This is a genomic window from Rathayibacter sp. AY1D5 (genome assembly GCF_002932515.1).
Classification (GTDB): domain Bacteria; phylum Actinomycetota; class Actinomycetes; order Actinomycetales; family Microbacteriaceae; genus Rathayibacter.
This window is the reverse complement of sequence record NZ_PSVU01000007.1, coordinates 20,417-44,118: the sequence shown is the minus strand read 5'-3', so window position 1 is coordinate 44,118 and position 23,702 is coordinate 20,417. Positions and strand designations below refer to the sequence as shown.

The window sequence follows — 23,702 nt, the reverse complement described above, 5'->3', positions numbered from 1 at the left end:
GGGCCCGGCCCTAGACTGGAGGGCGTGCCTTCCGACGCCCCGTCCTCGAGCCGCGTCCCGGCCGAGGAGCGTCTGTTCAACCTCGTGCTCGCGCTCGTCGCGGCCGAGAACGGACTGACGAAGGCCGACGTCCTCTCCACGGTGCAGGGCTACCGGCAGCGGGTGGGCCGGGGCGACCGGACCTCGCTCGAGCGCCAGTTCGAGCGCGACAAGGACGACCTGCGCGAGCTGGGCATCCCGATCGAGACGGTCGACGCCCCGGGCGATCCGGGCAACACCCAGACCGTCCGGTACCGCATCGCGAAGCGCAGCTACGACCTCCCGGCCGACCTGACCTTCGATCCGGAGGAGCTCGCGCTGCTCCGCCTGGCCGGGGCGGTCTGGCGCGAGGGGACGCTCTCGGCGGAGTCGCGGCGCGCGCTGATCAAGCTGCGCTCGATCGGGGTCGAGTCCGTCGACCCCGTCATCGGCATCAGCCCCTCGATCCGGGTCCGCGAGGCTTCGTTCGAGCCGCTCAACGCCGCGCTCGACCGCGGCCAGGTCGTCCGCTTCCCCTATCTGAAGCCCGGCGGCGAGGAGCCGCGCATGCGCACGGTGCAGCCCCGCGCCCTGGTGAACCACCAGGGGCGCTGGCACCTCCACGGCTGGGACGAGGGCGCCGAGGGCACGCGGACCTTCCTCCTGTCGCGGATCGTCGGGCCGGTCGCGTCCACCGGCCGCACCGCGCCTCCCGCGGCGGGGGACCACGCGGCGACCGCTCTCGCCCAGCTCGACGAGATCCTGCAGCGCAACAGCGCGCTCCTGCGCGTCGCCCCCGACTCCGACGCCGCCCTCCGTCTCGGCGGGCGTGCCGAGGCCGAGGGCGAGGGCCAGGGCCTGCTGCGCCTGCACTACACCGACCCGGACGTGCTCGCGGACGAGCTCGCCGGTCACGGTCCCGAGGTGCGGGTGCTCGAGCCGGAGGAGCTCCGCCGCCGCGTCCTCGACCGCCTCCGCCGCACCCTCGACGACCATGGAGGGGATTCTCGTGGCTAGACCCCGCTCCCTGCAGGCGCGCGACCGCCTGGCCGTCCTCCTCTCCCTCGTTCCCTACCTCCTCGACCGGGGCCGCGTCTCCGTCACCGAGGTCGCCGCGCACTTCGAGATCCCGGAGGAGGAGGTGCGGCGCGCGGTGCGCCTCATCGCCGTCTCGGGCATCCCCGGCGAGACCGCGCAGTACCAGGCGAACGATCTCTTCGACATCGGCTGGGACGACTTCGAGGAGAACGACCACGTCGTCCTCACCCACCAGGTCGCGATCGACGACTCGCCGAGGTTCTCGGCGCGGGAGGCCGCCGCCCTCATCGCCGGCATGCAGTACCTCGCAGCGCTGCCCGAGAACCAGGGCAACGACAGGATCGCCTCGCTGATGGGGAAGCTCGCACGCGGCGCCTCCTCGGCCCCGAGCGCGGTGGCGGTCTCGCGCGGCACGGGCGCGGACAGCGCTGTAGCGCTCCTGCGGACAGCGATGGGCTCGGCGACGCAGGTCGCTTTCGACTACCGCAGCGCCCGCGGCGAGACCGAGTCCCGGCTCGTCGACCCCTTCGTGCTCGAATCGGTCGACCGGGACTGGTACCTGCGCGGATGGGACCACCTCCGCGAGGGCGTCAGGACGTTCCGGGTCGACAGGATGCGCTCCCTCCGCGACACGGGGACGCCGATCGTCCGGCGCCGCAACGAGGTGACCCTCTCGGAACGGCTCTTCGAGGCCTCCGCCTCCGATCTCGTCGTGGACCTGCGCGTCGCTCCCAGCGCCGTCGTGCTGCTGGGCGACTACGCGGCCGACGCCGAGTTCCCCGATCCCGTGCCGGGGGAGGAGGACCACGGTGTCCTCGTCCGTCTCCGCGTCGCCCATCTGGAGGGACTGACGCGCCTGGTGGCGTCGTTGGCGGGTCTCGTCACCGTGGTGGCACCCCCCGAGGCGCGCACCGCGGTCGCGCACTGGGCGGCCTCCGCGCTCGCCGCGAACGAGGGGGAGCCGTCGTGACCTGGTGGTCGTGGATCCTGATCTGGCTCGGCCTCGCGCTGGGCGCTCTGGCGATGCTGGTCCTCTTCGCCCTCTCCTACTGGCGCAAGGGGAAGGTGCTCCTCGGACAGCTGTCCGAGGTCACCGCGAAACTCGAGACACTGAGTCCAGGAGTGACGGACGACCTGCCGCCCCGTCCTCCCTCGTCGCTGTTCGCCGATCGCGACGACGTGAGGCGTGCGCACGAGGGCCGACGTGACGCACGTCACGACAGGATCGATCTCCGCCGGTCAGGACGGGTCGAACGGGGTAAGCTCCTCGTACACCGCAACCGACAAGTGAAGTGAGTCTGCAATGTTCGCTGGCCTCCAGGGGTGGCACCTCCTCATCATCCTCGCCGTGATCCTCCTCCTGTTCGGTGCGCCCAAGCTCCCGCAGCTGGCCCGCAGTGTCGGGCAGTCGATGCGGATCTTCAAGAGCGAGGTCAAGACCATGAAGGACGAGGACGGCACCGAGCGCCGTGAGTCGACCGAGGGGACCACCGGCACCGTCGCCGGATCCACCGGCTCGACCACCGGCACCGGCACCACCACGCCGCCCGAGTCCCCGCTCAAGTAATGACGTCCGTGGCACCGAAGAAGCCACGGACGAAGCGGACGAAGAACCCCGACGGGCGCATGTCGCTCGGGGCGCACCTCGTCGAGCTTCGCAACAGGCTCTTCAAGTCGGCGATCGCGATCGTCATCGCGTGCGTCGCGGGGTGGTTCGTCTCGGAGTGGGTCTTCGAGGCCCTCAAGGCTCCGATCTCCGAGGTGGCCTCCACCCAGGGCAAGGAGGCGATCCTCAACTTCCCGACGATCGCCGGTGCCTTCGACCTGCGGCTGCAGATCGCCATCACGGTGGGCATCGTCCTGGCGAGCCCGGTCTGGCTCTACCAGATCTGGGCGTTCCTCGTCCCGGGCCTGACCCGCAAGGAGATGCGGTACGGCCTCGGCTTCATCCTCACCGCCATCCCGCTGTTCTTCGCGGGCTGCGCGGCCGGCTGGTTCGTGTTCCCGCACATCGTGGAGCTCCTGACGAGCTTCACCGGCAGCAACGCGGCGAGCTTCCTCGACGCCAAGATCTACTACGAGTTCGTTCTCAAGCTCGTGCTGGTCGTCGGCATCGCGTTCGTGCTGCCCGTCTTCCTGGTGCTCCTCAACTTCCTCGGCATCCTCCCCGGCATGCTGATCCTCAAGTCGTGGCGCATCGCGATCATGGCGATCGTGCTCTTCACGGCGATCGCGACCCCCGCGGCCGACCCGATCTCGATGTTCCTCCTGGCCATCCCGATCATCTTCCTGTTCTTCCTCGCCTGCGGGATCGCGATCCTGCACGACCGGCGCGCCGCCAAGCGCCAGCTGGCGTTCGACGGCAGCCCCTCCGACCTGCCCGCGTGACCGGACCGTCTCCCGCCGAGCGGTTCGCCGCGTTCCGGACGCGCCAGGGCCACGCGAGGGTCGAGGCGTTCCGCTCGACCCTCGCGTTCGACCTCGACCCCTTCCAGTACGAGGCCTGCAGCGCGCTCGACGACGGCCACAGCGTCCTCGTCGCCGCGCCCACCGGCGCCGGCAAGACGGCGGTGGCCGAGTTCGCGATCCACCTGGCCATGCAGGACCCGACGGCCAAGGTCTTCTACACGACGCCGATGAAGGCGCTGAGCAACCAGAAGTTCCAGGAGTTCGTCGAGGACTACGGGGCCTCCGAGGTCGGCCTGCTGACCGGCGACTCCAACGTCAATGCGCGCGCCCGCATAGTCGTGATGACGACCGAGGTGCTGCGCAACATGCTGTACGCCGACTCGGACCTCCTGCGCGACCTCGCCTACGTCGTGATGGACGAGGTGCACTACCTCGCCGACCGCTTCCGCGGCGCCGTCTGGGAGGAGGTCATCATCCACCTCCCGCAGCGCGTGCGGCTGGTCTCGCTCAGCGCGACCGTGTCGAACGCCGAGGAGTTCGGCGACTGGCTCCAGACCGTCCGGGGCGAGACCGAGGTCATCGTCTCCGAGGAGCGCCCCGTCCCGCTCGACCAGCACGTCCTGGTGGGCGGCAAGCTGGTCGACCTCTTCGACTCCTCCGGTCGGGCGGCGACGAACCGGGTGAACCCCGAGCTCGCCCGCATGGCCCAGGGCGGCTCCCGGGTCGAGCGCGGCGGCAGGGGCGGCCGCAACGGCCGAGGCGGTCGCGGCCGCTACCCGGAGCAGCGCACCGAGGAGCTCGTGCTGCGCTCGGAGGTCGTCGAGATCCTCCGCGGCAAGAACCTCCTCCCCGCGATCTTCTTCGTCTTCAGCCGTGCGGGCTGCGACCAGGCCGTGCGCCAGGTGCTGCGGTCGGGCGTGCGCCTCACCGAGCGCCACGAGCGCGACGAGATCCGCGCGATCGTCGAGGAGCGGTGCCGGACGATCCGCGACGAGGACCTCGCGGTGCTCGGCTACTGGGAGTGGCTCGACGGACTCCAGCGGGGCGTTGCCGCGCACCACGCCGGGATGCTCCCCGCCTTCAAGGAGGTCGTCGAGGAGCTGTTCCTGCGCCGTCTCGTGCGGGTGGTCTTCGCGACCGAGACGCTCGCGCTCGGCATCAACATGCCGGCCCGCACGGTCGTCCTCGAGAAGCTCGAGAAGTTCAACGGCGAGGCGCGCGTCCCGATCACACCGGGGGAGTACACCCAGCTCACCGGCCGGGCGGGCCGACGCGGCATCGACGTCGAGGGCCACTCGGTGATCCAGTGGCGCGGCGGGATGGACCCTCAGGCGGTCGCGTCCCTCGCCTCCCGGCGGACCTACCCGCTCAACTCCAGCTTCCGCCCCAGCTACAACATGGCCGCGAACCTGATCGAGCAGTTCGGGCGGGTGCGCACGCGCGAGATCCTCGAGTCGTCGTTCGCGCAGTTCCAGGCCGACCGGTCCGTCGTCGATCTCGCCCGCCGGGTCCGCCAGCAGGAGGAGTCGATGGCGGGCTACGTCACGGCGATGCAGTGCCACCTGGGCGACTTCGAGCAGTACGCGGCGATCCGCCGTGAGATCGGCGACCTCGAGCGCCGGGGCGCGGTGCGCGGCGAGTCGGCCTCCCACGCCGAGCGCGAGAAGCGCCAGGGACAGCTCACGAGCCTGCGGCGTCGGATGAAGGCGCACCCGTGCCACGCCTGCTCCGACCGCGAGCAGCACGCGCGCTGGGCCGAGCGCTGGTGGAAGCTGCGCCGCGAGACCGACGAGATCGAGCGCCAGATCCGCTCGCGCACCGGCGCCGTCGCCCGCATCTTCGACCACATCACGGACGTGCTGCTCGAGCTCGGCTACTTCCGCCGGGACGAGGTCGGCGAGCTCTCGCTGACGCCCAACGGTCGCACGCTCCGCCGGATCTACGGGGAGCGGGACCTGCTCGTCGCCGAGTGCCTCCGGAAGCAGGCGTGGACGGAGCTCGATCCGGCCGGCCTCGCGGCAATGGCGTGCTGCCTGGTCTTCGAGCCGCGACGCGAGGAGGGGACGCTCGGCGAGCAGTTCCTGCCCCGCGGCGCGTTCCCCGAGGCGCTGGAGAGGACCCAGCTTCTGTGGGCCCGGCTCGACGACGTCGAGCGGGAGCACCGCCTGCCGGGCAGCAACCCGATCTCGACGAGCCTGGCGCTGTCGATGAACATGTGGGCCAAGGGCATGCCGCTCGACATGGTGCTCCGCGAGTCCGATATGGCCGCCGGCGACTTCGTGCGCTGGGCGAAGCAGACCATCGACCTCCTCGACCAGCTCTCCGTCGTCGCCGAGGGCAAGGTCGGCCGCGCGGCCCGGACCGCCCTCGACCTGGTCCGCCGCGGCATCGTCGCGTACTCGACGGTCGCATGACGCCGATCGCTCCTCCGCCCGACGGGCGGACCGTTCCGCTGTGGGTGGCGCTGCCCCTCGCCGCCCTCGGCGGCGCCGTGCTCGACCGCGGCTTCCCCGACTCCGACGTCTGGCCGCTGGCGATCGTGGGCGCCGCGGCGATCCTGTTCGCGCTGGCGGGGCGCGGCTTCTGGAGCGGGAGCCTCGTCGGCCTCGTCGGCGGAGCGGTCTTCTGGGGCGTCCACATCGAGTGGCTGACCCTCTACCTCGGCCCGGTCCCGTGGGCGGCCCTCGCCGGCCTGCAGGCGATCTTCTTCGCGCTCTCCGCGGGGCTGATGGCGGTCGTCTCCACGCGCGGCCACCGCGTCTGGACGGGTCCGCTCGGCCGGATGGTCGGCCTCCCCGCCCTCCTGGGGGCGCTCTGGATCGGGCGCGAGTCGATCACCAGCGTCTGGCCCTACGGTGGCTTCGCCTGGGGCCGCCTCGCGATCTCGCAGTCCCTCGGCCCGCTCTCCGGTCTCGCGGCGTGGATCGGCTTCGCCGGCCTCGGCTTCGTGGTGGCGTTCCTCGCGGCCGTGCTCGCGCAGGCCGTCCGCGAGATGTCCGTCCCGGCCTCCTCTCGCGTCAGCGCTCTCGCGGGCTTCGCGATCGTGGCGCTGGTGTTCCCCGCCTGGCCAGCACCGACGGAGGGCACGACCCGGATCGCCGCCGTCCAGGGCGACTCCGATGCGGGCCTGTTCTCGCAGAGCTACCGCGGGCAGATCCTCGAGGACCACACCTCGGCGACGCTGCCTATCCTCGATCAGGACGTCGACATGGTGGTGTGGCCCGAGAACGGCGTCGACATCGATCCGACCCGGAACGCCCAGTCGGCCGCCGTCCTCGACTACCTCAGCCGGACGATGGACGCGCCGTTCGTCGTGGGCACCATCACGAACCCCTCGGACGACGTCTTCTACAACAGCTCGCTGCTCTGGAAGGCGGGGGAGGGGGCGACGCAGGTCTACGACAAGGTGCATCCCGTCCCGTTCGCCGAGTACATGCCGGACCGGGCGTTCTGGCGGATGTTCGCTCCGGACCTGGTCGACCTGGTGAGCCGCGACTACTCGATCGGCACCCGTCCCAACGTCTTCGACGTGAACGGCGTGCTCGCAGGCATCGCGATCTGCTTCGACATCTCGGACGACGCGCTGACGAACGCGATGGTCGACGGGGGTGCCCAGGTCATCCTCGGGCAGACCAACAACGCCGACTTCGGCCGGACCGACGAGAGCGTCCAGCAGCTCGCGATCGCTCGCCTGCGGGCCATCGAGACCGGGCGCAGCGTGGTCAACATCTCGACCGTCGGGACGAGTGCGATCATCGGGCCGGACGGCGCGACGATCGACTCCCTGACATGGTTCGAGCCGGGTGCCATGGTGGATGAGGTCCCCCTCAGCTCCACCACGACCCCGGCTCTGGTGTGGGCGCGAGACCTCGGCTGGTACTTCCTGGCCGCCGGTCTCATCGGCATGGTCTCGTTCGTCCTCAGGACGCGCGAGCCGCGACGCCGTTACCGCTGACCGGCGCTACGCGCCGATCTTGTGCTCGCCGCGCCTGGCGCGCAGATAGGCGAGCCGCTCCTCGAGCAGCTCCTCCAGCTCCGCGCGGGTCCGACGCTCGAGCAGCATGTCCCAGTGGGTGCGCGGAGCCTTCTGCTCGCCCTTGTCCACGACGACCGGCTTCGAGTCCACCATCAGAGTGGCCTCGTGACCGCAGGAGCGGCACTCCCAGGTCTCCGGTGCTTCCGCATCGGCCGAGAACACCATGTCGGTGTCGTGGCCGCAGTTCGCGCAGTGGTACTCGTACGTCGATCGCGGGGAGAAGACGACGCCTTCTTCGCTCTGCAGGCTCTGGGATCCGAGCCGCATTCCTCGCAAGCTTCGATCTGCCATTGTGTGGTCTCCTCTCGCTGTGCTTCCCCAGTGTCAACGTCGTACCTGGAGGTGGTCTTCCCGTCCCTGCCATTGCCAGAGAATCCTCAGGTCGGAGGCGTATTCCGCGGTTCCTGAGGGCGTGGCTGACGGGCGCTGAGGAAGGCGTCGACGGCCGCTCGGGCGAGGTCGGTGCGGTCGGTCACGAGCCCGTCGATCCCGAGCGCGAGGAGCTGCTCCATCCGCTCCGGATCGTCGATGGTCCAGAGGTGGATCTCGCAGCCGGTCACCCGCAGCCGGGCGAGGATCCGCGGCTCGGCGACGCGGAGGCCGAGCGCGCGCTCGGGCACCTGGAGCGCGTCGATGCCGCGGAGAGCGAGACGCACGGGGAGGGCGGCGCCGAGGTGGGCGGCGACCAGGGCGACGACGAAGCGGACCGCCGACGCCGAGGTCGCGGCGCCGGGAAGACGGCGGAGGGCCGCTGCTCGACGGATCTCGGAGAACGAGGTGATCAGGACGCGCTCCGCGGCGGCGGCGCCGGACACCGCCGCGACGACCGGGTCGATCGCGTCCCGCGACTTCACGTCGATGTTGAAGCGCGCGCGGGGGAGTGCGGCGAGGGCCTGCTCGAGAGAGGCGAGCCGGGCGCCGCCCGCCAGTCGGAGGTCGGCGAGCTCCTCCCACCGGGTGGCGGCGACGACGTGGCGGCGGCCGGAGCGGTCGATCACCTCGGCGTCGTGGACGAGCACGGCGACCCCGTCGAGGGAGGCGCGCGCGTCCGTCTCGAGGAGGTCCGCACCCGCGGCGAGGGCGCGTTCGAAGGCGGCGAGCGTGTTGCCCTCGGCCTGCGGGCCGAACCCGCGATGCGCGATCACCCGGGGGGTCGGCCCGCTCAGGGCGAGGGGTCGCTCAGGGGTGCGCATCGCGGACCGGGTCCGCGGCTAGACGGCCGGCGGCGGGGGAGTGGGCGCCGAGCCGGGGGCTCCGTCGGTCGTAGCGGGCGCCACGGGGGCGGACGTGTCGGATCCGGGCTCGACAGGAGTGGAGCCGACGGACCCGGATGCGGCAGGCGCGGACGCCGCAGGCGCCGACGGGGGTGCCGCATCCTGCGGGCGGACCGCCGGCGCGGACTGGCCGCGCTGGCCGAGCGCGCCTCCGATGCCCTTCAGCGCCTCGGTGAGCTCGCTCGGGATGACCCAGAGCTTGTTCGCGCTGCCCTCGGCGATCTTGGGGAGTGTCTGGAGGTACTGGTAGGCGAGGAGCTCACTGTCGGGGCGGCCCTCGTGGATGGCGTGGAAGACGGTGGTGATCGCCTTGGCCTCACCCTCGGCCCGCAGGACCGCCGCCTTCGCCTGGCCCTCCGCCGCGAGGATCGCGGCCTGGCGCTGACCCTCGGCGTTCAGGATCTGGGACTGCTTGGTGCCCTCGGCGGTGAGGATCACGGCTCGACGGTCGCGCTCGGCGCGCATCTGCTTCTCCATCGAGTCCTGGATCGAGAGGGGCGGGTCGATGGCCTTGAGCTCCACGCGTCCGACGCGGATGCCCCACTTGCCGGTGGCCTCGTCGAGGACGATGCGCAGCTGCCCGTTGATGTTGTCGCGGGAGGTCAGCGCCTCCTCGAGGTTCAGGCCGCCGACGACGTTGCGGAGCGTAGTGGTGGTCAGCTGCTCGACCGCGCCGAGGTAGTTGGCGATCTCGTAGGTCGCCGCGCGGGCGTCCGTCACCTGGAAGTAGACGACCGTGTCGATCGAGACGACGAGGTTGTCCTCCGTGATCACGGGCTGGGGCGGGAACGAGACGACCTGCTCGCGCAGATCGATCAGCGGGCGGACCCGGTCGATGAACGGCACGACGAGATTGAGGCCCGGCAGCAGGGTCTTGTGGTACTTGCCGAGGCGTTCCACGACCCCGGCGGTGGCCTGGGGGATGATGCGGACCGCTCGGAAGAGGACGACCAGGGCGAAGAGGACGACGGCGGCGACGACGACGATCGTCACGACGGAGGACGGTGTCACGGTGTGCTCCTTTCGGCGGGGACGACGACCGCGGTCGCCCCCTCGATGGCGGTGACGACGACTCTCTCGCCGACTCCGAGTGTGCGGTCCTCGACGAGCGGGGACAGGCGGACGGTCCAGGTCTCGCCGTTGGCGAGCTTGACCTGGCCGGCTCCGGGGCCGGCGAGGACGACGCTGCCGGAGAGCCCGAGGAGAGCGTCCGCTCCGCTGGGGGTGGGATCGCCGCCCCGTTTCAGCAGCCGCAGCAGCGGCGGCCGGACGGTGAACAGCAGGAGGGCGGCGAGGACGGCCGCGACGGGGACCTGGACCCAGAAGGGAGCCCCGACCAGCCCGGTCAGCAGTCCGCCGATGCTGCCGACGGCGAGCATCAGGAACGTGAACTCGAGAGTGATCATCTCGACGATCACGAAGATGAGGATCAGCGCGAGCCAGAGGATCCACGCGTACTGGGTGACAGCGTCCATGCTGTGTGCTCCTTCCCCTCGACGAGCATTCCCAGGCTATCAACGCCCCCCGGACGAGGGCTGGGAGAGGGGGTGCGCCGACGGTCTCGAGGCCCTTGGTAGACTCCTCCGTCGGGCCGTGGCCCGTCATCGTGCCCGATCCGGTCTCCGAGCCGGCGTTCTGGAGGAATACCCGTGTCCAATCCCCTCGCCCCCGGCTCCTTCGACGGCAAGCGCGCTCTCGTCACCGGGTCGTCCCGCGGCATCGGCGCCGACACGGTCCGCTACCTGGCCGAGGCCGGAGCCCGCGTCGTCGTCAACTACCGCTCGAAGGCGCCGCGCGCCGACAAGCTCGTCGCGCAGATCGTCGAGGCCGGCGGCACCGCCGTCGCCGTCGGCGCCGATCTCACCGACGCCGACTCGCGCGCCGAGCTCTTCTCCCGCATCGAGAAGGAGTACGGAGGACTCGACGTGCTCGTCCTGAACGCCTCCGGCGGCATGGAGAGCAACATGGGGGAGGACTACGCGATGGTCCTCAACCGCGACTCGCAGGTCGCCGTGCTCGACGCGGCGCTGCCGCTGCTCTCCGAGGGCTCCCGTGTCGTGTTCGTCACGAGCCACCAGGCGCACTTCATCCGGACCACGCCCACGATGCCCGAGTACGAGCCCGTCGCGCTCTCCAAGCGCGCCGGCGAGGACGCCCTGCGCGAGCGGATCGGTGAGCTCGCCGAGCGCGGGATCGAGTTCGTCGTCGTCTCGGGCGACATGATCGAGGGCACCATCACCGCGACCCTGCTGGAGCGCGCGAACCCGGGCGCGATCAGCTCGCGTCGCGAGTCGGCCGGCAAGCTCTACAACGTGCAGGAGTTCGCGGCCGAGGTCGCTCTGGCGGCCGTCGAGCCGATCCCCGCGGACAACACCCGCCTCGTCGGCGACATCTCCGACTTCGCCTGATCCTCACCAGGGGCTGACGCCGGCGCACGGGTCTGCGCTCCTCGACGGATGGCCCCGGTGGACGGCAGTGGACCGGCATCGGGGGAGTCCGACGCCGTCGTGGGCGCAGTCCGTCCGCCGGCGGACGCCGGGCGGCGTGAGCATCCTTCTCGATGCCGTCGCGGTGATGGTGAACCGGCGGGAGCGCTCGCAGGACCGCCGACGCGCGTTGCGGCGGGCGCCCGGGAGGATCGGGTCGACGACGGCGTCCGCGGCACGATGACCGTCGATCCGCAGCTGCGGCTGGTCACGCGCTTCGACACTCCGACCGAGACGTGCTGGTACGAGGACGTCGAGGCGTGGGTGGAGCATTCGCCGATCCGCTGATGACGTTCCGAACCGTCGGGGGCCTCAATCCCGGTCCGTCCGGCCCTTCCGCCGTTATCCGATAATGCACATTATGTCAGTTCGACCGAAGTCCCGTTCTGCAGGGATGGCGATCGGCTCCCCTCAACGCTCCTGCGACAGGACGTCATCGATCGCCGCCGCGCTCCGATGGCAGACCGGGCGCTTCGACGGTGAGGCCTCGGATCACCGCGGCGACGACCATGCGCTGCGTGAATTCGGCGCTGGTGTCCACGGGCCACTGGCTCACCGACCCGACGTGCGCCGCGACGACCGCCTTCGCCAGGACGGCGGACTCGACGGCGGGGACGCGGCCGTGCACGGCGGCGAGGGCGGCGAAGCGCTCGCCCAGCTCGCGCGAGACGCGGTCGTCGTCGATCATCATCCGCTCGGCGAACTCCGGGTCCGCGGCAGCGCGTGCCAAGAGCACCGACCGCAGGGAGAACCACTCGCGGCTGGACGGGAGCGCGTCGAGGAGGGAGCGGACGGCGCCGTCGAGGGTCGCCTCGCGGTGCTCCTCCTGCAGCTGGACGTCGAGGGCCTCCTGCAGGCTCCCCCACACTCTCGCGGCCTGCTCCTCGTGGAGTGCGAGGAAGAGCTGGTCGACACCGGCGAAGTTCGAGTAGAACGCGCCGCGGGTGAAGCCCGCCTGCGCGCAGATGTCCTCGACGCGCTGGCCGATGGTGCCCGTGCCCTCGAAGAGCTCGGCGGCCGCGGCGAGGAGGCGTCGTCGCGTCTCGCTCCTCCGCCGGACCGGAGCCTGCTCGCCTGTGACCACGCCCCCAGCCTATTCGGATCCTTGCGCCGAGTGGGCCTTTTCAGTACGTTTCGTTTCCAATGCATACCGTATCGAAAGCTGAGATGTACGAACCTCGACGGCGACGGTCCCGGTGGCTGCCGACCGCGACCGTCGTGCTCATCGGGGCGGTCCTCGCCTGGCTGAACCGGGTGGAGTGGTGGGGGTGGCTCGTCGTCGCGGCGGCCGCGGTCCTGATCGCGGCCGTCTCGAGGAGCTGGCGGCACCGGCACTGGATGCTGCGTACGGCGGCCTGGGTCGCGTCCGCAGGGCTCGTCGGAGCCGTCGCCCTCGCCGCGGGTCCTCTCCCGGCGACGCGGACGCTCGCCGGTCCGCACACCGCCCCGGTCACGACCCGGCAGGGCGACGTCGTCGGCGTGCACGACGCCGCGGCCGGGGTCGACGCCTTCGCGGGGATCCCCTACGCCGCTCCCCCGGTCGGTCCGCTGCGCTGGGAGGCGCCCCGCCCGGCCCCGCAGCGGTCGGCGACCCTCGTGGCCGACGACTTCGGCCCCTCCGCCGTTCAGCCGGAGCCGACGTTCCTCTCCCGAGCGGCGACCCGCGTGCTCGACCTGCCGCTGGAGGAGACGCTCCTCGGCGGGTACGCGACGGACGAGGACAGCCTCCGCCTGAACATCTGGACGCCGGCCGGCGGGGCGGGCGACTCCAGCCCGGTCCTCGTCTACCTCCACGGCGGCGCGTTCGTCTCGGGGTCCGGCGCCCTCCCCGCCTACGACGGCGCGGCGCTCGCCTCCCGGGGCGCGGTGGTCGTCACCGTCGCCTACCGTCTGGGCGTCCTCGGATTCCTCGCCGGTGATGTGCTCGGCGGCGGCACCCCGGGGAACCAGGGACTGCTCGACCAGGTCGCCGCTCTGCAGTGGGTGCAGGACAACATCGTCGCTTTCGGCGGGGACCCGGGGCGGGTGACGGTCGCCGGCCAGTCCGCCGGCTCCGGCAGCGCCTGCATCCTCGGGGCCTCGCCCCTCGCGGCCGGCCTCCTCCACGGGATCATCGGCGAGAGCGGAGGATGCCTGGGGTCGGCGGGAGATCGCGAGGCCGGCGACCTCTACGACGACGCCGCCACCGCACGGGAGGCGGCTGCGCGCCTGAGCGAGGCCCTCGGCGGGGCGAGCCTGGCCGAGATGAGAGCCCTGCCGGCCGAGCGCATCGTCGCGGCCGCCGCGGGCCTCTCGCAGCACTGGTGGCCCTCGATCGACGGCGTCGTCCTCCCCGACACGCCGCTCGCCGTCTACGAGGCCGGTCGGCAGAACGACGTCCCCCTCCTGCTCGGCAGCAACTCCGACGAGACCTCGCTCGATCTGCTGGGAGGCGTCGACCCGGATCCGGACGCCTACGAGCAGGAGGTGCGCCGGGAGCACGGAGACGACGCGGACCGATTCCTCGCGCTGTACCCGGGTGCCGTCGAGGACCAGGTCGTCGACTCTCGGCTGCGCGCCGACAGCGACCGGACGATGACCGCCCCGATGCGGCTCTGGGCGCTGACGGCCGCCCGGACCGGACGAGCGGGCGTCCACGCCTACATCTTCACGCGCACTCCCCCGGAGAGCGGACTCGAGCGGTTCGGCGCGTACCACGGCGCCGAGGTGATGTACGCGTACGGGAACCTCGGGGCGGACGGCGACGCCGACTACACGGACGTCGACCGCCGGCTCGAGCAGGAGATGACCGCGCGCTGGCTCGCATTCGTCTCCCACGGCGATCCGGACGCCGCCGGCCGCGAGCGGTGGCCGGCCGTCCAGGAGGATCCGGACAGCGTGCTCGAATTCGGCGACGTCGTCCGGGTCGCCGAACGCCCGTCCCCCGACGCGGTCGACTTCTGGCTCGAAGGGACGGGCTGACGCGGGGGCGCTCCTCGCGGCGGAACCTCCGGACAGCGGGGAGCCTTCGCTCAGAGCTGCCCGACGAGGTGCGCCTGCCGACCGTCGCGCGCGAAGACCGGGATGACGGCCAGGGGCGCGTCGGCGACGATCCACTGCCCGCCCTCGTGCTCGGCGCCCGTCGAGAGCTCCGTCCAGCGCGCCCCGGCGGGCAGGTAGACCCGTCGGGAGACGGCTCCGGCGTGCGTGACCGGAGCCACGAGCAGGTCCGAGCCGAAGAGGTACTGGTCGGCCAGATCCCAGGCCTCCGGGTCCCCCGGGAACTCGTGGAACACCGCGCGCAGCACGGGCTGGCCCAGCTCGTGCGCCTCCCGCATCGCCTCGCGCGTGTACGGGCGCAGGGTCTCGCGCAGATGCAGCAGGCGGGTGAGGATCGGCGTGGCCTCCTCGCCGAAGCTCCACACCTCGTTCGCGGCTCCGGTCGCGGCGCGGCGGCTCCCGTCGGCGGCCGTGACCGGGGCCGACGGCGCGCGGTCGCCGTGGAGGCGCATCACCGGGCTGAACGCGCCGAACTGGAACCAGCGCACGAGGAGCTCACGGAACTCCGGATCCGACGGGTCTCCCCCGGCGAATCCTCCGATGTCGGTCGTGAACCACGGGATCCCCGCGACGCCCATGTGGATGCCGGCCGTGATCTGGTGGCGCAGGTCCGCGAAGGTCGAGTGGATGTCGCCCGACCACACGAGCGCACCGTAGCGCTGGCTGCCCGCCCACGCGGTGCGGACGAGGTTGACGATCGCGGTCTCCCCGCCCTCGCTCTGCCCCTCGAAGAAGCCGCGGGAGAACGCCTGCGGGTAGAGGTTGCCGACCTGGACGGCGGGGCCGGCGGCGTAGCGGTAGTTGTCGAAGTCGTAGACGCCGTACTCGGGCTCGGCCTCGTCGAGCCAGAAGAGCCGGATCCCGTGCTCGCCGTAGTTGCGCCGGCACGCCTCCCAGACGAACCTCCGGGCGGCGGGACTCGTCGCGTCGTAAAACGCGCTCGGACCCTCGAACTGCATGTGCAGGTCCAGGCCCCGCTCGGCCTTGACGAGGAGGTTCCCCTTCTTCATCGCGATGTAGTTCTCGGACTCGACCGACACCTGCGGCCAGACCGAGACCATCAGCTCGATCCCGAGCTCGCGCAGCTCGGCGACCATGGCGGACGGATCCGGCCAGAACTCCTCCTCGAAGCGGAAGTCGCCCATGTGCGGCCAGTGGAAGAAGTCGGCCACGATGACGTCCATCGGCAGGCCGCGGCGCCGGTGCTCGCGGGCGACCTCGAGCAGCTGCTCCTGGTTCCAGTAGCGCAGCTTGCACTGCCAGAAGCCGAGGCCGTGCTCGGGCATCATCGGGACGTGCCCGGTCGCGTCGGCGTAGGCCCGGGTGATGTCGGCCGGGGTCTCCCCCGCGGTCACCCAGTAGTCGAGCTGCTGGGAGGACTCGGCGGACCACTCCGTGCGGTTGGCTGCGAAAGTCGCGCGGCCGATCGCGGGGTTGTGCCAGAGGAACCCGTAGCCGCGGCTCGACAGCACGAACGGGACGCTCGACTGGGAGTTGCGGTGCGCGAGCTCGAGCGTGCAGCCCTTCAGATCGAGGATGTCCTGCTGATACTGCCCCATCCCGTACAGCTTCTCGTCGGGGGACGTCTCGAACAGCGCGGTCAGCCGGAAGTCGCCGCCCAGGTGCGGACGCTGCTCGCGGGCGCGCAGCTTGAGCGCTCCCCCGCTCCCGAGCTCTCGGAAGAGCAGCTCCCCCCGACGGTCGTAGAAGGAGAGGGAGCAGGAGAGCTCGTGGTAGCCGGTCTGGTACCCGTAGCCCTCCTGCTGCTCGAGGACGACGGTGATGCCGCCGGCGCGCAGCGTCGCCCGCGGTCCCTCGATCGAGACCTCCGGCGCGTGGCGCTCGGGGGCGATCAGCGCCCAGTCGGTGTCGAGGACCTCCCCGGACCGGCGGGCGCGGACCCGGACGCTGTCCCTCCCCCACGGCTCGACGACGACGGTCTCGCCGTCGCCGCGCCAGACGAGGCGGTCCCCCTCGAGGGCGAACGCGTCGGTGTCCATGTGCTCCTGCTTCCTCGAGTCGGGCACGGCGCTCAGTCCTTGACCGCGCCGGCGGTGACCCCGGCGGCGACGTAGCGCTGGGCCACGATCAGCAGCACGGCGGCCGGGATGGAGGCGATCACGGCGGTCGCCATGATCCCGTTCCAGTTGGTGGTGGTCGATCCGATGTAGCGGTAGAGGCCGAGGGTGAACGGCACGATGCTGTTGCCCGAGGTGAGCGAGTTCGCGTTGAGGAAGTCGGCCCAGGCGAACAGGAACGAGAACAGGCCCGCGGTCACGATCGAGTTCCGGCTCAGCGGGATGACGATCGAGACGAAGGAGCGCCAGTTGCTCGCACCGTCGATCCGCGCGGCCTCGATCAGCTCGTCGGGGATGCCGAGCATGAAGGCCCGGAGGATGATCACCGCGAACGGCACGGAGGCGGTCGCGTCGGCGAGGATCAGGCCCGGATAGGTGTTGAGCAGCCCCAGCGCGTTGTAGATCGCGAACAGCGCGGTGACCAGGACGATCCCGGGGATCATCTGGGCGAGGAGGAACACGAACATCACGACGCCGGTCCCCCGCACCCGGAACTTCGCCATCGCGAAAGCGGCGGGCAGGGCGATCGCCAGCGTCAGGATCACGCAGCCGATCGAGATCACGAGGCTCGTGATGAGGTTCGGCAGCTGCGTCGAGAACGCCTGCACGTACCCGTCGAGGGTCGGGTCGCCGGGGAACAGGCTCGGCGGGGTCTGGATCAGGTTCTGCGGCTTGGTCAGCGAGACGTTGACCATCCAGTAGAGCGGGAAGAGGAGGAAGCCGCAGAGCACGATCGCGATGACCACGTCGATCCCGCGGCGCAGCCCTGTGGTGTGCCGGTTCATCCGAGGTCCTCCTTGCGCTGGGCGCGGATGTAGATCACGCCGAAGACGAGGGCGACGATCACGAGGATCTGGCCGGCCGCCGCACCGACTCCGAACTGCAGGTCGGTGAAGGACTGCTCGTAGGCCCAGGTCGCGAGGGTGTGCGAGCTGTTGGCCGGGCCTCCCTTGGTGAGGATCCAGATGACGTCGAACACCTTGATCGTGTAGACGAGGCCGAGGAGGAGCGTGACGGAGGTCACCGGTCGCAGCAGCGGCCAGGTGATGCTCCAGAAGGACCGCCAGCGCGAGGCGCCGTCCAGTGCCGCGGCCTCGTAGAGGCTCTCGGGGATGCCCTGCAGGCCTCCGTGCAGCAGCACCATGTTGAACGGGATGCCCAGCCAGATGTTGGCGATGATGACCGCCCACAGCGAGACGGACGGATCGGTCAGCCAGCCGACCGGCGTGCCGATCGCGGCGTTCAGGATGCCGAACTGCTGGTCGAAGATCCAGCGCCAGGCCGTCGCCGAGACGATCAGCGGCAGGAGCCACGGCAGCAGGATGAGGGAGCGGAACGTCGCCGAGAGCGGGAACCGGCGGCTGAAGAACAGCGCCAGGGCCATGCCGATCGTGAACTGGCCCACCAGCGAGACCACCGTGAAGACCACGGTGTGCCAGGCGATGCTCGCGAAGATCGGATCGGTGACGACCGTGACGTAGTTGTCGAAGCCGACGAAGGGGGCGATCCCGGTCACGAAGGACGACGGTCCGAAGTCCTGGAGGCTGAGGACGACGCCGCGGATGATCGGGTAGACGAAGAAGACGGCGAGGAAGATCACCACGGGCGCCATGAAGGCGGCGGCGGCGAGGCGGAGGTGGGAGCGGGGTCGGCGGCGGGCGGGCGGCCTGGTGGCCGCCCCGCCCGCGACCGGCGCCGTGAGCACGGCGGGGTCGGTCATGCGGCCGCTACTTCAGGCTCGCCGCGGCGTCGTCGAGGGCCGCCTGCGGCGTCTTCGAGCCGGTCAGCGACTCCTGGATCGCGGTCCAGAGCGCCTTCGAGGTGTCGGGGTAGGCGACGCCGAGGTCGCTGGTGCGTCCCTGCGCGACCGAGATGGCCTCCACCCACGGCTGGAGCGCGGGGTCCTCGGTCGCCTGTTCGGCGGCCGCGTCGGCGTACGGCATGATGTACGACTGGCCGGCCGCCCAGGCCTTCAGGCTGTCGGGCTGGATGACGCACTGCGCGAACTCCGTGGCGAGGGTCTGCTTCGCGGCGTCGGAGGCGACCACCTCGACGAACTCGCCGCCGAGCGGGCTCGGTGCCGCTCCCCCGTCCTTCGCCGGGATCGGCACGACGCCGTAGTCGATGCCCGCCTCGTCGAGGGCGGAGAGCTGCCAGGTGCCGTTGACCATCATCCCGAGCTTGCCCGCGAGGAACTGGTCGCGGACGTCCTGCTGGTTGGCGTTGACGTTCGCCTGCGAGGCCGAGCCGCTCTTCACCAGGTCGGTCCACAGCGCGAGCGCCGAGACGGCGTCGTCGGAGGAGATGTCCTCGAGGGTCGCACCGGAGCCCCAGAAGAAGGGCAGGAACTGGAAGGTGCCCTCCTCGGTGCCGACCGCGGAGAAGCCGAGCCCGGTGACGTCGCCCGCGGTGAGGGCCTTCGCGGCGGTGGTCAGCTCGTCCCAGGTCGTCGGCGGAGTGACGCCGGCTGCCTCGAAGAGCGCCTTGTTGTAGAAGAGCGCGAGGGTGTTCGAGCCGATCGACGAGCCGTAGGTCTTCCCGTCCAGCTGGCCGGCGGCGAGCACGTTCGGGAGGACGTCGCTGGTGTCGAGCCCGGAGGCGGCGTTGTCGACGAGCAGGCCGGTGTCGGCGAACTTCGCGACGTTGGGGTTGTCGAGGACGACCAGGTTCGGCGTGGTCTTCGACGCGGCCGACTGCAGGAGCTTGGTGGTGAGGTCGGGGTCGGAGGTGCGCTCGAGGGTGATCCCGGTCGAGGCCTCGCAGCCGGCCAGGAGCTGGCCGTAGGGGGAGGACGCGTCGTACTGGGTGAAGCTGTCCCAGAGGGTGAGCGACTTCGACGAGTCGTCGCCCGCTCCCTGTGCGCTGCACGCGCTGAGGGCGACTCCGGCGATGAGGACGAGGGAGGCGGCGCCTGCGGCTCGTCGGATGCTGTTCTTCACGGTATTCCTCTCTGAATACGGTCGGAACGAGCGGAGCGCTCGCGCCGGGAAGACCCTCCGGGGGCGCCCGCTGGGGCGGTCCGTCCGGAAGTCGTGGCGAGCCTAACCGAGTCGGAGAACCGGTTCAATAGATTCCGGAGAACCGGTTCACCGATCGCCCGGGGAACGCTCCGGACGACCCGGCGACGTCAGCCGCGCGCCCGCCGCCACGAGGGGACGACGCCCCGGCTGGTGCCCGGCGAGAAGGGCGCGGTGGTGCCGAGGTCCACGACCACCGCGGGCAGCAGCTCCGTCACTCCCGGAGTCGCGGTGCCGGCGAGCTCGTCGAGCACCAGGTCGACCGCCCGCGAGACCATCTCGTCGCCGGGCAGGTCCACCACGGTGACCGGCTGGTCGGCGTGCCGCATCACCGCCTCCGGGGCGATAGTCATGATCGAGCAGTCCTCCGGGACGCGCAGGCCCAGGCCGCTGAGGCGCTGCAGGAACGGCTCGAGCACGCCCGGCCCGTGCGTGACCACGGCGCTCAGGCCGGGGAGCTGCTCCTGCGCCTGCTCGAACCAGTCGTCGACGTCGTCGGTGCTGGGGATGACGGCTCCCCGCACGCCGCGCAGGCGGCACTGGTCGAGGAAGCCCTCGCGGAACCGCAGGGCGAAGGCGTAGCCGCTCTCGTAGGCGTCGGGGCCCATCCCGAGGACCGCGATCTCGACGTGCCCGAGGTCGGCGAGGTGGTCGACGGCGACCCGCGCCGCGCCGTCGAAGTCGAGGTCGATCGCGCTGAACGGGCTGCCCTCGCCCGGGTAGCCGACCAGCGCGGTCGGCAGGCCGATGCTCGCGAGGACCGGCAGCCGGGGGTCGTCCCGGCGGATGTCCATCACGACGAGCGCATCGGCGAGGACGTCGCGCGCGAGCTCCCCCTCGCCCGTGCCCATCATCAGCAGGTCGAAGCCGCGGGCGCGGGCCGCGTACATCGCCGCCCGCACGAAGCGCATGAAGACGTCGACATCGGTCTGCCGCGACTCCGGATCGACGGAGGCGAAGAAGCCGAGGATGTTCGTGCGCCGCAGCGCCAGGGCCCGCGCCATCGGGTCGGGCCGGTAGCCGAGCCGCTCCACGCTCGCGAGCACGCGCAGGCGGGTCGCCTCCGGGAGCTTCTTGTTGCCGGAGAGCACGTAGGACACCGTGCTGCGGGCCACCCCCGCATCGGCCGCGACGTCGCGAATGGTCACCATGGGCTCAGCGTAGTGAGGGCCCGGCGACGGGAGGGCCCGCCGGCGACCCCCTCGACCGGCGGGCAGCAGCGTGCACACCCGGGCGGTCCGGCCGTCCCGCCGTGGGTGGAGAGCCGTCCGCCGCGAGCCGCGCGACGGCGCCGACGGACGCAGGCCGCGGACGAGCAGTCGGTCACGGTTGCGCACGGGTCCGACGGGCACGTACGGTCGACCCGTACCTCGTCGCGAGCCGCGACGTCGGTGCGGCCGCCACACCGGCCGATCCAGCGGCTCGCGGTCACGGGGGCTCCCCGCACGGAAGACGGACTCTTGCGCCCCAGCACCGGTACTGCGTCCACGACGCAGCAGCTGCTCTCGCACTGACGTCCCCCGTGCCCGCCCCTCAGGGGCGAGCCGTTGCTCCTTCGGAGCCCGGTGGTCGTCGTGCGCCGACACCGACCCCTGGAGCACCGTGCCCTCCACTTCCCGCACCACCCCGCCTGCCGTCGTCCTCCACGACTGCACGTTCGCCTGGCCCGACGGCTCCGTCGTCCTCGACCGCGTGACCACTGCGTTCGGCCGCGGGCGCACCGGTCTCGTCGGCGCGAACGGCGCCGGCAAATCCACCCTCGTCCGCCTCGTCACCGGCGGCCTCTCCCCCACCGCCGGGAGCGTCTCGACGACGGGACCCGTCGACCTGCTGCCCCAGCGCCTCCGGCGAGGGCCCGACGACACCGTCGCCGATCTCCTCGGGATCCGGCATCGCCTGGACGCTCTGCACGCGATCCTCCGCGGCGACGCGGATCCGCGGCACTTCGAGGTGCTCGCGGACGACTGGGACCTCGAGGCCCGGGCGCTCGCCGCACTCGGCGACGCCGGGCTCGACCTGGAGGAGGCGGACCTGCTGCGGCCGGTCGCGACCCTCTCCGGAGGGCAGGCCGTCCTCACGGCCGCGACCGGCGTCCGGCTGCGCGGCCGGCCGATCGCCGTGCTCGACGAGCCGACGAACGACCTCGACCGGCGCTCCCGAGGGCTTCTGCTCGACCTGGTCGACCGGTGGCGCGGGACGCTCGTGCTCGTCAGCCACGACCGGGAGCTGCTCGAGCACGTCGACGAGATCGCGGAGCTGCGCGACGGGGCGGTCCGCACCTCGGGCGGGACGTTCTCGGCGTTCGAGGAGCGGCTCGCCCTCGAGCAGGCGGCCGCGGAGCGCGATCTGCGCGACGCCGACCGGCTTCTCCGCGCCGAGCGGCGGCAGCGCATCGAGGCCGAGACGACCATCGCCCGCCGGGCGCGGGCGGGGGCGCGATCGGCGGAGTCGATGCCCGCGATCCTCGCGAACGCGCGGAGAGGACGAGCCGAGGCGACCGCGGGACGGCTGCGCTCCGGGCACGGGGCCGCGGAGGCGCGGGCGCGCGAGCAGGTCGACGCAGCGTCGCGAGCAGTCCGGGACGACGACCGGGTTCGCCTCGACCTGCCGGACCCCGGGGTCGCGGCCGGGCGCCGTCTGGCGGAGGTGACGGTGCGCGGCCGGACGACGGTGCTCCAGGGGCCGGAGCGGATCGCCGTGGTCGGCGCGAACGGGACGGGGAAGACGACCCTGCTCGAGCACCTCGTCGGGGCGCCGGGTGCGCGGGAGCATCCGCTCGCCGGCACCACGGCCCGAGCGCTGACGGAGCGGGTCGGCTGGCTCCCCCAGCGCCGCGAGGGCCTCCTCGACGAGGAGGCCACCGTGCGGGAGCACGTCTCCCGGGCCGCGCCGGATCGTCCGGCGGTCGAGCTGCGGAACGCCCTCGCGCGGCTCCTGGTGCGCGGCGACGTGGTCGATCGGAGGATCGCGTCGCTCTCGGGCGGCGAGCGGTTCCGCGTCGCGCTCGCCGGGCTCGTGCTGGCGCAGCCCGCTCCGCAGCTGCTCGTGCTGGACGAGCCGACGAACGACCTCGATCTCGCCACGACCGACCACCTCGTCGACGTTCTCGCCGCCTGGCGGGGTGGCCTGGTCGTCGTCAGCCACGACGAGGCGATCCTCGACCGGCTCGGACTCCACTCCCGAGTGGTGCTCGACGCGGAGTGACGGCTGGTCCCCCGGCCCCCGGCGGTTCTGGCCTCGACCGGGCCCCTGCCGCCGGGGAGACTGGCCGGGCCCCTCCCGCCCCCAGCGAACGGACCGACGTGCTCACCGGACTCAGCGCCTTCCCCCTCACACCGCTCCGCGACGACAGCATCGACGAGCGGTCGTTCGCCGCTCTCGTCGGGCGGCTCGCGCGGGCGGGAGTCGACTCGATCGGCGCACTGGGCTCGACCGGCTCGGCTCCGTACCTGGACCGCGGCGAGCGCCGGCGCGCCGCCGAGATCGCCGTCCGCAGCGCCGGCCCGGTGCCGGTCGTGGTCGGGATCGGGGCGCTGCGCACCTCGCAGGTGCTGGCGCTCGCCGAGGATGCGCAGAGCGCCGGGGCGAGCGCGGTGCTCCTGGCGCCGCTCGGCTACCAGCCGCTGACGGACGAGGACGTGCTCGGGCTCTACGAGGACGTGACGGCTCAGCTCTCGGTGCCGCTCGTCGTGTACGACAACCCCGGGACGACGCGCTTCTCCTTCTCCGACGACCTCTACGGGGCCGTCGCCCGGCTGCCGCAGGTCGCCTCCCTCAAGATCCCCGGCGTGCCGGAGGGACCGGGCGCCGCGGCGGCGCGCGTCAGCGAGATCCGGGCGCGGGTGCCGGAGGGGGTCACTGTCGGGGTCTCGGGGGACGCCGCGGGTGCGCGCGGGCTGCTCGGCGGCTGCGACGCCTGGTACTCGGTGATCGGCGGCATCCTCCCGCGGACGGCGCTGTCGATCGCCCGGGCGGCGCAGTCGGGCGATGAGGCGGCGGCGATCGCGGGATCGGCACGCCTGCAGCCCGTCTGGGACCTCTTCGCGGAGCACGGCGGCAGCTACCGCGTGGTCGCGGCGATGGCGGAGCAACTCGGTCTCGCCGAGGCGCGCTGCCTCCCGCGTCCGGTCCGCGGGCTCGGTGCACGGGCGCGGGCCCGGGTCGCGGAGGTCCTGGCGGAGCTGGGGCCGGTGCTGGAGTGATCCGCGGGCGGGTCGGCGGGAGGACGGCTCGGACGGCGTGGTCGTTCCGGACAGCTGGAGGGGCGGGCCGGGGATGTCCCCGACCCGCCCCTCCGGCGGAGCACG

Annotated in this window: 21 protein-coding genes; 11 read left to right on the top strand and 10 right to left on the bottom strand. The window is 72.0% G+C overall.

Annotated features, from left to right (window positions below; all coding sequences use genetic code 11):
• Positions 1 to 24: 24 nt before the first annotated feature.
• The 7 genes from C5C82_RS03430 to lnt are packed head-to-tail and all read left to right on the top strand — an operon-like array spanning position 25 to position 7,420.
• The gene (locus C5C82_RS03430; protein WP_104250344.1) at positions 25 to 1,035 is read left to right on the top strand and encodes a YafY family protein; all 1,011 of its coding nucleotides are present in this window, start codon (positions 25 to 27) and stop codon (positions 1,033 to 1,035) included.
• Entirely contained in the window at positions 1,028 to 2,026 is a 999-nt protein-coding gene (locus C5C82_RS03425) for a YafY family protein (protein ID WP_258065918.1), read from the top strand. The genes C5C82_RS03430 and C5C82_RS03425 overlap by 8 nt, the downstream gene beginning before the upstream one ends.
• A complete protein-coding gene (locus C5C82_RS03420) occupies positions 2,023 to 2,352 on the top strand; it encodes a hypothetical protein (protein WP_104354601.1) in 330 nt (109 codons plus the stop codon). Before C5C82_RS03425 ends, C5C82_RS03420 begins: the two co-directional genes overlap by 4 nt.
• Before the next feature lie 7 nt (positions 2,353 to 2,359).
• A complete protein-coding gene (tatA, locus tag C5C82_RS03415; RefSeq protein ID WP_104232603.1) occupies positions 2,360 to 2,623 on the top strand; it encodes a Sec-independent protein translocase subunit TatA in 264 nt (87 codons plus the stop codon).
• On the top strand, positions 2,623 to 3,444 hold the full coding sequence (tatC, locus tag C5C82_RS03410) for a twin-arginine translocase subunit TatC (protein ID WP_374953858.1): 822 nt from the start codon (positions 2,623 to 2,625) through the stop codon (positions 3,442 to 3,444). Before tatA ends, tatC begins: the two co-directional genes overlap by 1 nt.
• Positions 3,441 to 5,879 (top strand): RNA helicase, encoded by a 2,439-nt coding sequence (locus tag C5C82_RS03405; RefSeq protein ID WP_104222026.1) that lies wholly within the window; start codon positions 3,441 to 3,443, stop codon positions 5,877 to 5,879. Before tatC ends, C5C82_RS03405 begins: the two co-directional genes overlap by 4 nt.
• Positions 5,876 to 7,420, top strand: a complete 1,545-nt coding sequence (gene lnt, locus C5C82_RS03400; protein WP_104354600.1) for an apolipoprotein N-acyltransferase — start codon at positions 5,876 to 5,878, stop codon at positions 7,418 to 7,420. Before C5C82_RS03405 ends, lnt begins: the two co-directional genes overlap by 4 nt.
• Before the next feature lie 6 nt (positions 7,421 to 7,426).
• On the opposite strand, the gene C5C82_RS03395 is transcribed toward lnt, so the two are convergent.
• The 4 genes from C5C82_RS03395 to C5C82_RS03380 all read right to left on the bottom strand — a co-directional run bounded on the left by C5C82_RS03395 (position 7,427) and on the right by C5C82_RS03380 (position 10,250).
• Positions 7,427 to 7,792 (bottom strand): RNA polymerase-binding protein RbpA, encoded by a 366-nt coding sequence (locus tag C5C82_RS03395; RefSeq protein ID WP_068207052.1) that lies wholly within the window; start codon positions 7,790 to 7,792, stop codon positions 7,427 to 7,429.
• Positions 7,793 to 7,878: 86 nt separating this feature from the next.
• Complete coding sequence (locus C5C82_RS03390) at positions 7,879 to 8,694, bottom strand: glycerophosphodiester phosphodiesterase family protein (RefSeq protein ID WP_104232600.1); 816 nt, start codon at positions 8,692 to 8,694, stop codon at positions 7,879 to 7,881.
• A gap of 18 nt (positions 8,695 to 8,712) precedes the next feature.
• On the bottom strand, positions 8,713 to 9,768 hold the full coding sequence (locus tag C5C82_RS03385; RefSeq protein WP_374952912.1) for an SPFH domain-containing protein: 1,056 nt from the start codon (positions 9,766 to 9,768) through the stop codon (positions 8,713 to 8,715).
• Positions 9,769 to 9,782: 14 nt separating this feature from the next.
• A complete protein-coding gene (locus tag C5C82_RS03380; protein ID WP_104222034.1) occupies positions 9,783 to 10,250 on the bottom strand; it encodes an NfeD family protein in 468 nt (155 codons plus the stop codon).
• 174 nt (positions 10,251 to 10,424) lie between these two features.
• Between C5C82_RS03380 and C5C82_RS03375 the strand changes: the two genes are divergently transcribed.
• Positions 10,425 to 11,183, top strand: a complete 759-nt coding sequence (locus C5C82_RS03375; protein ID WP_104250337.1) for an SDR family oxidoreductase — start codon at positions 10,425 to 10,427, stop codon at positions 11,181 to 11,183.
• A 511-nt stretch (positions 11,184 to 11,694) separates the two neighbouring features.
• Here the strand turns inward: C5C82_RS03375 and C5C82_RS03370 are convergent.
• Complete coding sequence (locus C5C82_RS03370) at positions 11,695 to 12,345, bottom strand: TetR/AcrR family transcriptional regulator (protein WP_104354599.1); 651 nt, start codon at positions 12,343 to 12,345, stop codon at positions 11,695 to 11,697.
• Between the two features lie 83 nt (positions 12,346 to 12,428).
• On the opposite strand from C5C82_RS03370, the gene C5C82_RS03365 reads away from it, so the two are divergent.
• Positions 12,429 to 14,222, top strand: coding sequence for a carboxylesterase/lipase family protein (locus C5C82_RS03365; protein ID WP_219814822.1), 1,794 nt, complete (start codon positions 12,429 to 12,431; stop codon positions 14,220 to 14,222).
• A 50-nt stretch (positions 14,223 to 14,272) separates the two neighbouring features.
• Here C5C82_RS03365 and C5C82_RS03360 read toward each other — a convergent pair whose 3' ends face one another.
• The 5 genes from C5C82_RS03360 to C5C82_RS03340 form a co-directional block, all read right to left on the bottom strand.
• Complete coding sequence (locus C5C82_RS03360; RefSeq protein WP_104237511.1) at positions 14,273 to 16,300, bottom strand: TIM-barrel domain-containing protein; 2,028 nt, start codon at positions 16,298 to 16,300, stop codon at positions 14,273 to 14,275.
• A gap of 32 nt (positions 16,301 to 16,332) precedes the next feature.
• Positions 16,333 to 17,163 carry a carbohydrate ABC transporter permease gene (locus tag C5C82_RS03355; RefSeq protein ID WP_104222044.1) on the bottom strand — a complete coding sequence of 277 codons (831 nt, stop codon included), beginning with the start codon at positions 17,161 to 17,163 and terminating at the stop codon, positions 16,333 to 16,335.
• A complete protein-coding gene (locus tag C5C82_RS03350) occupies positions 17,160 to 18,098 on the bottom strand; it encodes a carbohydrate ABC transporter permease (protein ID WP_104225253.1) in 939 nt (312 codons plus the stop codon). The genes C5C82_RS03355 and C5C82_RS03350 overlap by 4 nt, the downstream gene beginning before the upstream one ends.
• 7 nt (positions 18,099 to 18,105) lie before the next feature.
• Complete coding sequence (locus C5C82_RS03345; RefSeq protein ID WP_104232593.1) at positions 18,106 to 19,317, bottom strand: extracellular solute-binding protein; 1,212 nt, start codon at positions 19,315 to 19,317, stop codon at positions 18,106 to 18,108.
• A gap of 188 nt (positions 19,318 to 19,505) precedes the next feature.
• Complete coding sequence (locus tag C5C82_RS03340; RefSeq protein ID WP_104222050.1) at positions 19,506 to 20,546, bottom strand: LacI family DNA-binding transcriptional regulator; 1,041 nt, start codon at positions 20,544 to 20,546, stop codon at positions 19,506 to 19,508.
• Positions 20,547 to 20,997: 451 nt separating this feature from the next.
• Between C5C82_RS03340 and C5C82_RS03335 the strand changes: the two genes are divergently transcribed.
• Entirely contained in the window at positions 20,998 to 22,599 is a 1,602-nt protein-coding gene (locus tag C5C82_RS03335) for an ABC-F family ATP-binding cassette domain-containing protein (RefSeq protein WP_104354597.1), read from the top strand.
• Positions 22,600 to 22,697: 98 nt separating this feature from the next.
• On the top strand, positions 22,698 to 23,597 hold the full coding sequence (locus C5C82_RS03330) for a dihydrodipicolinate synthase family protein (protein WP_104354596.1): 900 nt from the start codon (positions 22,698 to 22,700) through the stop codon (positions 23,595 to 23,597).
• Positions 23,598 to 23,702: the final 105 nt, after the last annotated feature.